General features: G+C 33.4%; 4 protein-coding genes. All 4 read right to left on the bottom strand.

What is annotated here, in order from left to right; genetic code table 11:
- Positions 1-36: 36 nt before the first annotated feature.
- Positions 37-9,009 carry a leucine-rich repeat domain-containing protein gene (locus FS935_RS08535; RefSeq protein ID WP_146947544.1) on the bottom strand — a complete coding sequence of 2,991 codons (8,973 nt, stop codon included), beginning with the start codon at positions 9,007-9,009 and terminating at the stop codon, positions 37-39.
- 197 nt (positions 9,010-9,206) lie between these two features.
- On the bottom strand, positions 9,207-9,989 hold the full coding sequence (locus FS935_RS08530) for an SGNH/GDSL hydrolase family protein (protein WP_146947542.1): 783 nt from the start codon (positions 9,987-9,989) through the stop codon (positions 9,207-9,209).
- A 94-nt stretch (positions 9,990-10,083) separates the two neighbouring features.
- Positions 10,084-10,662 carry a hypothetical protein gene (locus FS935_RS08525; RefSeq protein WP_146947540.1) on the bottom strand — a complete coding sequence of 193 codons (579 nt, stop codon included), beginning with the start codon at positions 10,660-10,662 and terminating at the stop codon, positions 10,084-10,086.
- A gap of 174 nt (positions 10,663-10,836) precedes the next feature.
- On the bottom strand, positions 10,837-15,036 hold the full coding sequence (locus tag FS935_RS08520; RefSeq protein ID WP_146947538.1) for a leucine-rich repeat domain-containing protein: 4,200 nt from the start codon (positions 15,034-15,036) through the stop codon (positions 10,837-10,839).
- Positions 15,037-15,271: the final 235 nt, after the last annotated feature.

Raw genomic sequence — 15,271 nt, 5'->3', positions numbered from 1 at the left:
GGCCTGGACATCTTAGAGATGCCAGTCCCTTCTGTTTTAAGCTCTTCTACGTTTTTGTACAGCGAAGAATCCAGTAACCCCCAAGAGTAAGATCCCGAGACCAAACATTAACATATTGAATGTGTTTGTAGCTGTGTTTGGAAGCTCAGCTTCTTTTTCACCTTCTGGCTTCATAACTGGTTGTTCTTCATTTTTTGGGTTTTGACTATTGTTCGGTACTTTGCTATTGTCCGGTGCTTCACCATTGTCTGGTGTTTTATCACTACCTGGAATTTCACCATTATCTGGCTCTCCACCATTGTGAGGTGTTCCATCAACAATTTTAAATACCCCGTAGATACTAAAATGAGTCACTTGTGCAGATACTTCATTCGTATCTTTATTATAGGCTGCTCGTACCGCTTCTTTCATTTCACCATTTTTGTCAATATAGACCACATGGAGTAAATCCCAATCTTCAACTAAGTTTGGATCAATCTCAAATGTTAACGTAATTGGCGTTGCTCCAAATTCACTAATTTCTTCACCATTAGAGATGATTGTGAAATCATAAAGCTCACTTAATGCATCACGATTTTCATTTAAAACTGACTCTGATACTTCTCCAAAGCTAAATGTTACATCTCCATTCGTTAACAGGAGAGCAACTGGGATTGATGCTTTTGCCAATCCGTTTGTTAGTTGAATTGAACTATTTTCCTCTAGTTGTTCGAGAACTTCTTTATTTATTGTAATGGATTTAGCAGGTTGGTTGAATACATATCCATTTTCAGTTACTACTAAATCTTCTTTTTGTGAAATTTCTTTTTCTTCTGCTATAGGAGTTCCACCGTCTGTTGGCGTTTCTCCGTCTGTTGGCGTTTCACCATCTGTTGGTGTTCCTCCGTGTGTCGGTGCCTCTCCATCAGTTGGTGGTGCCTCTCCGTCTGTTGGCGTTTCTCCGTCTGTCGGTTGTTCAGCTACAACAGTCGTAAATGTTGTTACATAGTCCTCACCGATTGTTTTACCTGCATAATCGGCAATAGATCCGTTGATCACAACTTGATATGTTGCACCTTGCTCAAGTTGCTGGTCTGGTGTGAATTCAAACCATCTTGATAGACGTTTTGTTGTGTCCTCAACATAGTCAAAGTAACCATCTGCACGTTGTGACTTTTTATAGCCAGCTAGATTTTCGAATGTGAATTCTCCATCTACTGCTTCACCTGTTGCAGAATGAATAACCTGGATGTTATTTTCAAGGTTTTCTTGATTCATTAATCGATCAAAGTCAACCTTAATCTTACTATTTACCTCCACATCCAAAGAATCTATCGCAGGTGTTACACCTGTAACGATAGGATCTTCTGTTCTTACTAATGGTACATTTAATTCTGTTTCTGGTGGTGGTACTGTCACAATACGGCTAGTGTACGTATTATATTCATCTTTGCTAAAGATAACACGCCATTCCCCTTGTGGTACGTCCCAACCATACTTACCATCTTCTTTTGTTAGCTGTGGATTGATTTGACCAAAGTCATGTGCGTTCCAGTTTTTCCATGTGTTGTCTACCTTTTGCTCAACAACAGCTGTTACGCCTGGTAGCTTGTTATCTAAGCTTCCTTCAAATACAAAGCCTGATGGATCAATTAACACGATAACCTCCATTAGCGGAAGTTTGATTCCATCAAATTCGATCTCCATTAACTGTTCGCCATATGAACTCCAATCTCCCGGAATATGACCTTGGAATGATAAGCCATCTTCTGAAGTTAATTCATATTCTTCACCGATAAAATGGATTTTCGCATTTTCAACTGATTTATCAAATTTCACTTCAAAATCAATTTGAGTGAATTCAACAATGGCAAATGTCGCTAATCCAGTATATGGATTTGGTTTAATATCCTTATTCCATCCGGCATTGATTGTTACATCTTCAACTTTTGGAATTGATGGTTCATAAGAAACTTCTATAGGATTCGTTGCATTTGATGTTTCTCCATCAATAATTTTTGCATATAGGTTATGTTTGCTTTCTTCACCTTTTGTAACAGGAAGAGAGATATCTGCATACCACCAACGACCTGATACAGTAGTTGTTGCAAGCTTGACATTTCCATCATAAATCTCAACTTTAACATGATCACCTGATTTCGCTTCACCGTACACTTTTAATGTAGATGATGCTGTTTTTTCAGGTGCATTTATTGTGACAAAAAGAACATTTGTTGAAGCTGTTTTCACAAATTCCTTTTCGTTTACTAATAAAACGGAATTAGCTGAAACCACTGAACTTACATAATCTGCAGCAACTTCTGCTTCAAAGGTAATTTCACCTGTAGCACCTGCAGAAATGTTTGTAAGATCTATCCCTTTGTTATAGTTGTATGGCTCACCATTAACAAGGACAGATTCTTTAATGATTGAAACACCAGCTGGTAATTCAAACTTTACATTTGCACTAGCAACTGTTTCATCACCATTGTTTTTGTAATCATAACGATATTTGATCGTTTTTCCAGGAACAACCGTACGGGTTGATGAAGCAAACGAGTTTCCTTCACCTGTAAAGTGACCTTCTTCTTTTTCTTGTAAGTAGAAGTTGTATGTTGCAACATCTGTATTTACTTCTTCTTCAATGTTTGGAGAATCATAGCTCTCTGTTTTTAGAATATACGAACCTTCTTGAACATTACGGATTTTGAAATATCCTTGTGCATCTGTTCTTGTCCAGCCAGCATATTGACCTTGCTCGTCATAAAGAGAAATGTAGACGTATGTTGCTGAAGTTACTCGATCTTCTTTAAAGAGATTTCCTTCAATAAACTTTTCTTTTTGCAGTTCAACTTTTCCTAGGTTAACTAAGCCTTCAGCAAACTCAGATTCTTCTACAGAAATAATCTCCGTTTTATAGCCTGTCATGCTAATTTCAACAGTTAGATCTTCTGTTTCAAGTCCACCTATTGTATAGCTTCCTGCTGACACCTCGCCATATGCGTAAGAGTTATTTCCATATACATAATAAGAAGCACCAAGACTTGAGTTTGCATCTGCATCTACAACCTCTAGCTCAATTTTTGAGCCTTGTTCTAGTGTAATAGTAATCTCGTTATGATCTTTATTGATAGCTATCTCGCTATTATAAGCCTTGTATGTTTCTGCTCCTATGCTTACATAGTAGTCATCTGCATACACAAAGTTTTCAAAGCTGTATTCACCATCTTCATTTTCAATGCCCCATTCGTAATATGAACCTTCTTCATAGTTGAATGCTTCTGCAATCGTTGAACTGTGAAGTGACAAATACTCTAATTCACTAATCGGTTGTCCATTCTCATCTACAACATTAATCGTTGCAGAACCTGTTTCTTTTTCAGTTTTTTCTAAGTTAATAGATATTGGATTTGACGATTCTTTTGAAACAATAACTTCTTGAATCGTGTCTTGAATAGCTCCACGCCCATGAACAATCACTTCATATGTTCCGTATGGTAAATTAAATTCGCTAACAGATCGATAGCTTTGTCTAAATAAACCATCACTTGTTAAATCACCATAAAAGAATACATCATCATTACTTGCTTCTATACCTTCAATCGTGAACTCTAATCCTGACAGATTATCTTCTTTAGAACCAGTAGTAGCCTCAAATGATACACTAGCAACCTCTTCTGCGGCACGATTTGTTTGAAGGCTAGTATACGCTGTATACATAGTTCCGTTTGTATCTACAACTTCTAGCATAATTTCGTACCAGCTGTTTGCTGCTAAGTTTTCAATTGTAAATGTAGAGTATGCTTGTAATGGTAACTCTTGATATTCTCCATTTACATATAAACCAACAGATTCTAGCTCTTCATTTGCAAGATCTATTCCCCACTCAATAGTTCCTGTTGAATCAGTTACACCATTAACTGAAATGTAACGATCAACAACTTCTATTTCTTGATCAAAGTCTACGAATGTCCCTTGGTTCATTAAGCTATTAATAGCTACTAATGAATCTGATCCTTCACTTAGATCAAGTGGATTACCTGTTAGTGATAGGTAATTTAGGTTTAGTAAATTTTGTAGTGGTGCTATATCTTCAATGCTATTGCTAGATAAATATAAAGTTTCCAAATTCGTTAGATTTACTAATGCTTCAACTGAATGAACAGCCGTTTCATCTAAATCTAAGTAAGTAAGATTCGTTAAATTAGCAATTGGTGTTGAATCTTCTATTTCATTACCCCAAAGTGTTAAGCTTTCAAGATAATGCAAATCTTCTAAAGCTTCAATAGAAGACAAAGTATTAAATGCAAGATCAAGATCAGTTAAATTAGATGCGAACTCTAATCCTGATAAATCAGAAATATTAGCATCTCTTGCATATAAATAAGTTAAGTTTGTCATATCTGACGTCATAATGTCACGGTCATAGATATATAATGTATCTCTTATTGCCGCTTCAAGATTTTCGTCTAAGAATGTAACAACTTCTCCAGAAGCAGGAGGTTCATTTGTCATAATATATGTTAGGTGAGATGATAGTTCAAAGCCTTCTTCATCAACAGCAGCTACTTCAATCTTGTATTCAGTAGATGGTGTTAATCCCTCAATGATATACGATGAATCTTCAACTCTCGCAAACTCTTCACCGTCCACATAGACAACATATTCTAGTATTTCTGCAATGCTATCGAAAGACCAGCTAAGCTCCATGCTGTTTTCGGTTACGTTCATTACGTCTAAATCAAGATATGTTTCATACGAATAATGAACAATAACATCGCGGTCTATCAACTCTTTAATAACAGCTCTTGCGTCTGTTCCTTTAGATAAATCTAATGTTGAGATACCGTAAACATTTGCTTCTCTTAAGTTAGGTAATTCTGTTAAAACATCAATTGTTGATACTTCTGTTTCATAAAGATAGAATGCAACTAGATTTTGTAATGTTTCTAGTCCATCAATAGATGTAATTGGATTCTGACCAATGAATAGACCTTCTAAATTCGTTAACTCAGCCAAAACCGATACATCTTCAATATTGTTATTATCTAAATATAGATCTCTTATAGAAACTAGAGAACCTAGTGATGATAGATCAGTAATTTCATTTCCATCAAGAGATAAATATTCAACATCTGTCGCATATTCAATTCCTGAAAGATCAGAAATATCATTATAGGAAAGATTTAAATTTGTTACTCCTTCAAAATCACTACTATAAAGATCTCTATGTGTGATTCCAAGTTCGTTTTTCAGAGCCGTTTCTAAGTTCTGATCAGCAAACTCTATTGCCTCACCAGTTGGTTCACTACGAGTGACAATAATTGTTGCAGTATAAGCAAGGATTTCACCATTTTCATCCAACGCTCTGATTTCTACACCATAAGGTGATTGAGGATCAAGATCAGTTAATTCAAATGATGTAGTATTCTTATCAACTTTAAAAGACTCTTCGATATTTTCTACGACGATTTCATACTCATGTAGACGTTCTACATCAGATTCATAGTCCCAGTTTAGTGTCGCTGAGTATTCAGTAACATTCGTATAATCAATATAGATAGAATGATATTCATACTGAACTTCTACGCCTTTTGAAGTTAACTCATCAATAGCTAACATATCGTCTGAATCAGTAGACAAGTCTAGAGCTGCTCCATAAACAGTTAACCAGTTTAATGATTCTAAATCTAGAAGTGCTGAAAGATCTGCTACCTCTGTGTCATGCAAATCAATTGATGATAATAGCTTTAATCCTGCTAATGGCTGAATATCTTTAATTGGATTACCGCTTACCCAAAGACCTTCTAAATTAGACAAATTAGTTAAAGCTGAAAGGTCATTTATTTTATTATTTGCTAAATCTAAATAACGAAGATTCACCAAATTTGAGAGCGCATCTAAGTTTGTTACATTACTTTCGTAAATGGTTAGTGATATTAAATTTTCAGCATGCTCAAGACCTGTTAACTCTTCTAAGCCTTCCGCATAGTAAATATTTAAGTATTCAAGCTTGTCCATATCACTTTCATAAATATCACGGCCATATATACCTAGTTCCTCAGCAATTGCGTCTCTCAATTCGCTATCAGGAATGGTAACCGTTTCACCAGATGGTACCTCATCTGTTTTAATCATAACCGGGTGAGAAGCTATTACATTTCCTTCTTTATCAAGTGCATCAACGCGAATATCATAATTTGTATTATCTTTTAGATCTTTAAAAGCATAGTACCAATCAGATACCTCTTCTTGTACTTCACCGTTTAAATACACAATAAAACTTTCTGGATATACTTCATTATAGTAGCTCCAAGAAATTTCTATTGATTTTTCTGTTTTCTTATTAATCCAAATCGGAAAATTCTCATATGGATCTGTATAAGAAACGTGAACATTTCGATCTATTAAAGCTTGAAGAATTTCATATGCTTCATCAACAATAGTAATTCCTATTTCCTCAAGATCAACATATGTTAAGTTTTCTAACTCTAACAAAACATCTATATTTGTTATTTCAGTGTTAGAAACAGATAATTCTTCTAAATTACTTAAATTAGATAGTAAAGAAATGTCAGTCAGTGGATTGTTGCTCAAATATAAACTCTGTAAAAGTTCAAGACCACTTAATGCCTGTATATCAGCTATATTATTATCACTTAGATCTATACGATTTAAGTTATTTAAGTCCTTTATTGGTGATAGATCTGTTATTTCATTATCCCAAGCATTTAGCGTCTCTAAATTGGTTGCTAATTCTAAACCTGTTAGATCTGTAATTCCTAAGCCTGAAATATTTAAATAATAAAGATCTTCTAACGTATGTTCATAAATTTCTTCATTGTATAATCCAAGCTCATCACGAATAGCTTGAGCTAGTTGTTCATCATTAAATGAAACTACTTCACCTAATTGTTCCTCTGTAGACACATATGTATCTATCGAATTCACTATTTCTCCATTACTGTTTAATACATCAATTAAGATGTGATATTCAGTACTTGGATTAAGACCTTCAAAATTGTAGTAATTATTCTCTGTGTTATCAATTTCTTCACCGTTTAAGTAAACAACATACGAGCTTGCACCCTCAGTGTATACTTCCCAGTAAAGTGAGATAGAATCTGCTGTTACTTGACCAAGATCAAAGAAATAATCCTGTTCACTCTCAAAATCATATTCCACATTAACTCCACGCTTTAAAAGCTCATTAACAACTGCAAGCTCCGCTGAATCTGATGAAAATGTCAAATAATTATCATAAACTGTAACAAATTCTAAACTCTGTACGTCTAATAGAGTATCAATACTAGAGATGTTTGTTCCATGAAGATATAATGTACGTAACTTTGAAAGGTTTGAAAGAACGCTTATATCTTCTATTGGATTTCGGTCAATCCATAAAGTATGAAGCTCAGTTAAATTTGCTAGTGAACTAATATCGGAAACCTCATTAATTTCCATATCTAAGTACTCTAGTTTCGTTAAACCTTTTAAAGGAGTTATATCTTTAATTTGATTATCATAAATATACAATTCTCTAAGGTTAATCGCATATTCTAAACCGGTAAGGTCACTAATATTTGAGTATGAAAGTGATAGATAGTCTAACGATTCCATATCACTAGCATAAATATCTCGCTCAAATATGCTTAGTGCATTTCTTACACCTTGTTCAAGATTTTCGTCATTAAAAATGACAATGTCCCCTTCAGGTGTAGGAGCGAGCTCAACACTTAGTGAAGTAGATGTGATCGTATCACCATTTTTATCTACTACATCAATTGAAACAGGGTAACTAACACCATTTTCTAAATTTGTTAAAGTGTATTCCGTTTCCTGTGTTTCAATCATGCTACCATTTGCATTTACAACAAAATGGTCAAAAGCTTTGTCACCTATATAAGACCAAGAAACTGTAATCGAATTATCATTATGTTGAAAAGATTTCACATCAAGTGTGATAGGAATTTCACCAGCATCATATTGTACATGCACATATCTATTTAGTAATTGCTGAACTACTTGATATGCTTCTGACTCTTCACTAAGATCTAATGTTGTAATGTTACTGATATATAATTCTTGTAAATTTTCTAATCCTTCGAGATTATTAATTGATGTTATGTTAGTGCCATCTAGATATAAATAATTCAATGATGACATTCCTGAAATCGCATCTATTGATGTGATTGGATTATTACTTACTATTAATGTTTGAAGATCTAACTCTTTAAGAGCATCAATTGAAGTAATTTGACTGTTTTCTAAATCTAAATGTTTTAGCTCTTTTAACCCACTTAAAGGACTAAGGTCTGCTAGATTATTTTCCGCTAATGTTAGTTGCCTTAAATTAACGGCATACTCAAGACCTACAAGACTAGTAATCTGAGAATCTAGAGCAAATAAGTTCGTAATCGTCGCTAGATTTTCCTTTGTTAAAGGTTCGTCTTCTGACAGTGATAAATCAGATCTGATTTGTCGTTCAAGATAAAAATCCTCAAACTCAATAACTTCTTGTGTTGTATTATCAACTGTTTCCTGTGGTTCTTCCACTACTTCATCAACAGGTTCCTGTTGATCTTCCGTACTTTGCTGAGTATCAGATTCAACTGAAGTTACGTCTTCTTCAATTGTAATAGACTGAGAGTTACTCAACATTTTTTCAGTATGTAAACCAGCCGCTTGGTATGTATATGTTTCACCAGCAACCACCTGTTCATCTGAAAAAGTATAGACAGTTGTTGTTCGGTTATTTTCCACAACTGTTTCTAGTTCAATAGGATCAACAGAAAGAGTTTCTCCATTTTTCACTAGTTCAAAACGATCTAACTGGGTATTTTCATCTAGATTTGTCACCCATGTTAAGTTTGCTACACCATTTTCAACTTCAACTGGAAATAATTGAATGGAATTCTTTACTTCATTCAGTTCTTCTGCAATTGTTGTATGTGGTGCTGCAAACGGACTGAATAAAGAAAAAATAAGTGTAAAGATAGCTAATATCTTCAGCCATTTGTATTTTTGCAATACATTTCCCTCCTAAATATTTAATAATTTACCAACATTCCTATTATAATCAAAAAGACCTATATAATGGTAGTAGTTCTTTGTAATTAGATTCATTTTTTTCACAATAATAATGATATTTTTTACTATGATTCAATTCATCACAGAATCTATATTTACAAATATAAACATAATAAAAAGCACAGGTTTCCCTGTACTTACTCAGCAACAAAATATTTAACATTATAATCCGCCCAGATTTTATAACCCTCTTCATTGACTTCATTATCCTCAAGATATTCTAGCATCGCATCATCATTTAGCTCAGGCCAATTCTCCCAGTGATTTAAATAAATGAAATCATTTTTCTCCATGTAGTCCTGTAGTTGGGAAACCTCACTTGGATAGAAAGTTGCACCGTATAATGGCTGTGATGGCTGTACCATTAGAAAAAGATTATTATTTGCTTCATACCAAGAATCTATCATAATCTGAATATTATCAAGAGATTCATCAATACCAAATCCTACATCTCCATTATCATTAAGCATCGGTGCTTCAAATAATAGAATATCTGGTTTTAGTTCATTCACATCCTGATACCCTTCGGAATTCACTAACTCACGTGTTGTACTATCACCAGTAGTCAATATGTTTATATTAAAAAGGTCCTCTCCATAGGCTTTCTTTAACTCACTACTAAATTGTTCAGACCAGCTTCTTTCTATCTCTGATGATCCATAAATGACAAAGCTCAATGGTACCTTACTTTCTTGTGCACTTTTTATTTTATCTTGTAATTCTATAGGCAGATTACTAGAAATTTTCGACACATCGACCTTGTTCGCTTTTATTTTTTCGTCTTCCCTCACTGGCTTTATTACTTTTGCACTGGTCTCTTTCTCACCTTGCGCAGTGATCTTTTGATTCCAATGAAGGTTTCCAACTATAATTGCTGCTACACACAAAATAAGTGTGACTAAGACAAAAAGCTTCTTCACTATTAAATCCCCCAATATTCGACATTTGCTACTAAAATTATACATGATTCTCAAGTTTCTTCAAACTATTTCCAAGTGAAAACGCATTGTTTTTTTAATGGTAGGAATGAATTTGTAGATATTGAATTATTTCTATTTCTTCCACGTGTTTTTTATTGTTCATTTCTAGCTTAACATTTGCTATACATTCATCTATCGTTATACACATGCCACTTTCAACGAGCTGTAGCATCTTAGAAATCATGAATGGGGAGATATAATTCTGTGGTATTGGAGATGCTGCTAGTTCCTGAAGAATTCGAAAACGTAATTGATCAAGTTCAAATATTGGTATTTCAGAATCTTTCTTTTCCTGTTGTGGTTTCTTTTCCTTCGATGTAGAGTTATCTATTTTTTTCACAAAAACAGTATAAAGGCCAACCGATAACAAGATTTGCACTACTGCTATATAGTGAATGAATTTTCTTGCTTCTATTATAAATGCACTAACTGTATAGGTTGAAAAGATAACAATAACAATGATTGCTAATACATAAATCATATGTTTTGATAAAGAAATATCTTGCCTTTCCACAGGTTTCTCTCTAGATTGATAATCTTTATAACTGTTCATTAAGGTAGAGAGTAGTTTCTGCATATGCTGTAAATGTTGTGTTAACTCCTGTCCTACCATAGTCAAACTCCTTTATCCTTAGCCTTAATCTATAAAAGATATATCTTTTATATTTATAACGATACTATATTTATTTCGGCAAATATTCAATGAAGTTAAGTAACTTCGATGATTTTTCTATGAAAATTCAACAAAAGAAAAAAAGAGGAGCTAAGGCCCCTCTTCGCGTGTTACTTATTCATGATTCATTTTTTTACGTTTACGAATAACTAGTATTGCGCCACCGAAACCAACAATAACAAGCCCAATCATCATAAGATTGTAGACATCTGTTGCTGTTTCAGGAAGTTCTTTGTTTTCAACAGGTTTTACCTTTACTTTAACATCCTTTTTTGGTTCATCTACTTTAATAGGTGAGTTTCCTTTATTTTCACCATTGTTACCATCTGTGCTCCCCGAATCTTTTCCAGGATTATACTTACTTGGAGGTGTGACAGCATCATCCTCTTCATACAGTAAAAAGAGAATCGGTTCATTGATATATTCTTCATCAGCTTTTATTTCAAACTCAAAGCTAAATTCTTCTTCATCTGCTGTAAAAAACGTTATTCCATAGTTCCCAACAGGAAGCGAAAATAAATCAATAGGCTCGTCTAATGTATAATCCCACAGCTTACCATCTTCATCAGACTCCCCATAAAAATATAGATCCTCATTATCCTCATCGATTCCATAAAGATCAAACATTGCCTCTACTTCAGGTGTACCTTCTGTTTTATGAACATACATGCTCACATCTTTTATAGAGCCTTCAACAGGTAGAGTTGTAATTTCAGCGGATAAATAGCCATAATATTCTTCGACTTCCTCTGCTACAAATACCTCAACATAGTAGTTTGTATTTGCAGAAAGCTCAGTGAATTGGTAGCTTGCTTCTACACTATCAAGTTGGAATTCTTCAACTATTTCTTCATTCTCATATAATGTTACATTATACACACCAACACCTTTTGGTAGCATCGGATCCCAAGAAATAGAAATTGAATTCTGAGTAACTTCATCAATGTATAACTCTGGCGTGAGGTCTACGTCGATATTTACTTTAACACCATAATATAACAAATCATCGATAACACTTTGATTCGTTGTATTATTTGGTAATTCAAGAGTTGGAATGTTATATAGAGAAACGCTCTCCAAGCTATATAATTCTAGTAAAGGTGTGAGATCTTCAATTAATGTTTCATCTAAATATAAATCAAATAAATTTTCAAATTGTGACAAGCTTGAAATATCTTCGATCGGATTATCACTAACATCTAAGCTATACATTTCATTCTTAGAACCTAGCAGTGGACGAATGTCTTCAATATTATTGTTTGCCAGGTTAACAAAAGATAACTTAGTTAAATTCGATAAAGCGGAAATATCACTAATATTGTTATTCATTAACATTAAATCCTCAAGCTGTTTCATACCAGCTAAAAAGGAGATATCCTTAAGATCATTATCATCTATAGCTAATGAACGAATACTATTCATTTCTTCTAATATCTTGTAATCTTTTATTTGAGAATTGGTAATATTCATGCTATAAAGGTTTTTCAACTCTTTAAGCGCTGATAAGTCTAGCACCTCTGTATTTTCGAATACATTAAAATCAAATAAATTTACCGCATACTCTAAACCTGTTAAATCAGAGACATTTGCTTCAAATAGGTAGATTGAATCCAGTCTTTCCATATCACTAACCTGTGGATCACGATCTATGCCGAGCTGCTCTTTTATTATGTCTTTAAGTGTCTCATCCTTAAATTCAACAACATCTCCACTTGGCTCTGACCACGTTGTTTCTGTAAAGGAACTCGTAAATTCAAGCTCATTACTACTATTGAATGCCTTAACTTCAATTTCATAATCTGTACTTGGAGTTAAACCACCAATTATAAATTCATAATCCTCAAAAGGTACAGTTGCTTTTTTATCACCATTAACATAAATCTCAACCGTTGTTAATTCTTTTTCACCATAATAATCCCAATGTACATGGAATGAATTTTCTGTAATGAAGCTGAAATATGATTCAAACCATTCTTCTTCACCTTGATCATCATATTCAACATACACACCCCACTCTTCAAGTTGAGCAATCACTTTGCGCGCTTCAGATCCTTCATTTAAATCTAACATCCCATTACCGTACAATGAAACATATTGAAGAGAATCTACTTTTAATAAATTAGAGATATCATCTAAGCTCGTATTACTTAAACTTAAACTGTTTAATTTTAAGTTGTTATTAATCCCCTCTAAAGATTCAAGAGGATTATCATCTAGATATACAGACTCTATGTTAACTAATTTTTCAATACCAGATACGTCTGTCAACAAGTTGTTATAAAGAGAAAGATAAGCAAGACTAGGTAGTGCAGGTAAAGTTGATAAGCTTGTTAATTCATTTTCATCTAAAGCTAGATCATTCAGCTTTTCCATACCTGATAAAACTGCTAAATCTTTTATTCCTGTTGCTGTTAAACCAAGAGTTGTTAAATTTGATAACTCACTTAAAGCGGAAAAGTTACTTATTTTGTTTCCATCAAGGTACAACCCTTCAAGAGCTTTCAAACCAGAAATTGATGAAATATCTTCAATTATATTTCTTGAAGCGTAAAGATATTTTAAATTTGTAGCATGCTCTAAACCTGTTAAATCTTTGATTCTTTTACGTTCAATCGATAGCTCTGTTAATTCCTTCATGTCACTTACATAGATTTCACGTTCTAGTCCAAAGTGAGCTTTTATTGCTTTTTCAAGCTGAGAATCATTAAAAATTACCTTCTCACCGCTAGCAGCTGGTAATGTTTTAATCGTCGTTTCAATACTACCAACCACTTTATCTTCACTATCATATGCGTTAACTTTCACATTATATTGGGTATTTTCAATTAGATCATTAACAGTTAAAGTATTTTCTGTTGCTTCAAGTTCAAATGACTTGTCCCCTAGTAAAACCTCGTAGGATGCAACTTCAACTTCTCCTTCATAAGACCAATTTAAAATAGCACGAGTTTCATTTACTTTTATTGAATCAAAATATAGATAATAAGATTCATCATGAAAAATTTCAAGGTTTTCACGTTCAAGCTGATCAACCTCTGATTTCAAGCGGAAGTATGAGTCACCATACATCGATAATGTTGTTAATTGTGTTAATTTCTGTAATGGCTCAACTGATGCAAGGTCTTCTAAATAACTAATATTTAAATCTTTTAAACTAGACAATGATGCTAGATCATTTAATTCTGTTACTTGTCCAAAACTAATATCCAATGTTTCTAGTAAAGAAAGGCTTGAGATTGGTTCAAGATCTGTTACTGTTGTATCTGTTAAAATAAGTGTTTTTAGATTTGTAAGGGGCTCTAAAAATTGAATGTCAGAACCCAAGTAATAAGACAAATCTACATATTGAAGTTGTGTAAGATGTTTAATTTCTACAGCAGAAGAAATTTCATTTCCAGAAAGATCTAGTTTTGTAAGATTAAACGCAGTTTCTAATCCTGATAAATCTTTTACATTTCTATATGAAGCATTGAGTGTTGTTAAGCTCTCCATATCTGATGTGTAAATTTCATCCCTTGTTAATTTCAAAGCACCTTTTATCGCTCTTTTTAATGATGAATCTGGAATTGATACTACTTCTCCAGTTGGTACTGAAGCTTTTGAAACTGTTACTTCTTCCTTAATCACTTCAGCTTCTTCTTCTACAACAGGTACTTCAGAAGTTTCTACTGTTTTTGTTGTAACTGTCTTTGCTATTTCAGATATAATTTCTCCATCACTGATTGCACGAACGCTAACAGTATAACTAGTATCTGCTGCCAATTCTTTTACTTCATATGAAACTTCATTCTTAAATTGCCCAAGCAATTTACCATCTACTAATAAATGATAAGCTTCAGCGTTTTCTAATGTAGACCATTCAGCCTTGAATTCTCTATCTGTTATATTTGTCACTTGTAGATCTATTATTTCTGAATCAAGCTCTTCCTTTTGATACAGTACTTCAATTTGTCCTGACTGAAGCGTGCTATTACCTTCTTTTTTAAGAGAGTAAGTGTAATGTGTACCTACCTCAACCTGTTCATCAAGAAATTGATACGTATTTATCACTTCTCCAATTTCACCAACTGTCGAGTTTACTTTCTCAACTGATGCTAACGGAATTTCCTCATTATTTTTTATAAGAGTAAAATGTTCATCTCCTTGTACTGATGAAGATGATACCCATTGTAGTTGTACACCATCTTCTGTATTTACAGCAGGTAATAAAGTGATATTGTCAGTGGTTGATGCAATTACCTTTTGTGAAAATGGGGTGAATAGTGTTAAAAGTACTGTGAAAATTAGTGATATTGATACAAGACGCTTGTTCAAATTCGTCTTTCCTCCTATAAATTCCTATATTTTGTCAAATAAATTATAATTTTTATTTTATCATATAGATACATATTTCATTAGACAAATTTCTACAAATTATGAAACCTTTCATCAATTTCCTTCGTAATATAATTGGAAACAATATTTTACAAAAAAAGCATTGTAGTTTGGGTAGTAGAGCACTATAATCTTTATAGATTCAATATAATTAAAATAGGCTATGTTAAAGCTT

Source organism: Metabacillus litoralis (genome assembly GCF_007994985.1).
In the GTDB taxonomy this organism is placed as follows: domain Bacteria; phylum Bacillota; class Bacilli; order Bacillales; family Bacillaceae; genus Metabacillus; species Metabacillus litoralis.
This window is presented reverse-complemented; position numbering and strand designations above follow the sequence as displayed.

Bases quoted from the DNA above. Each gene is read 5' to 3' on its own strand.
- FS935_RS08525 (WP_146947540.1), bottom strand. From the start codon at position 10,662: ATGGTAGGACAGGAGTTAACACAACATTTACAGCATATGCAGAAACTA.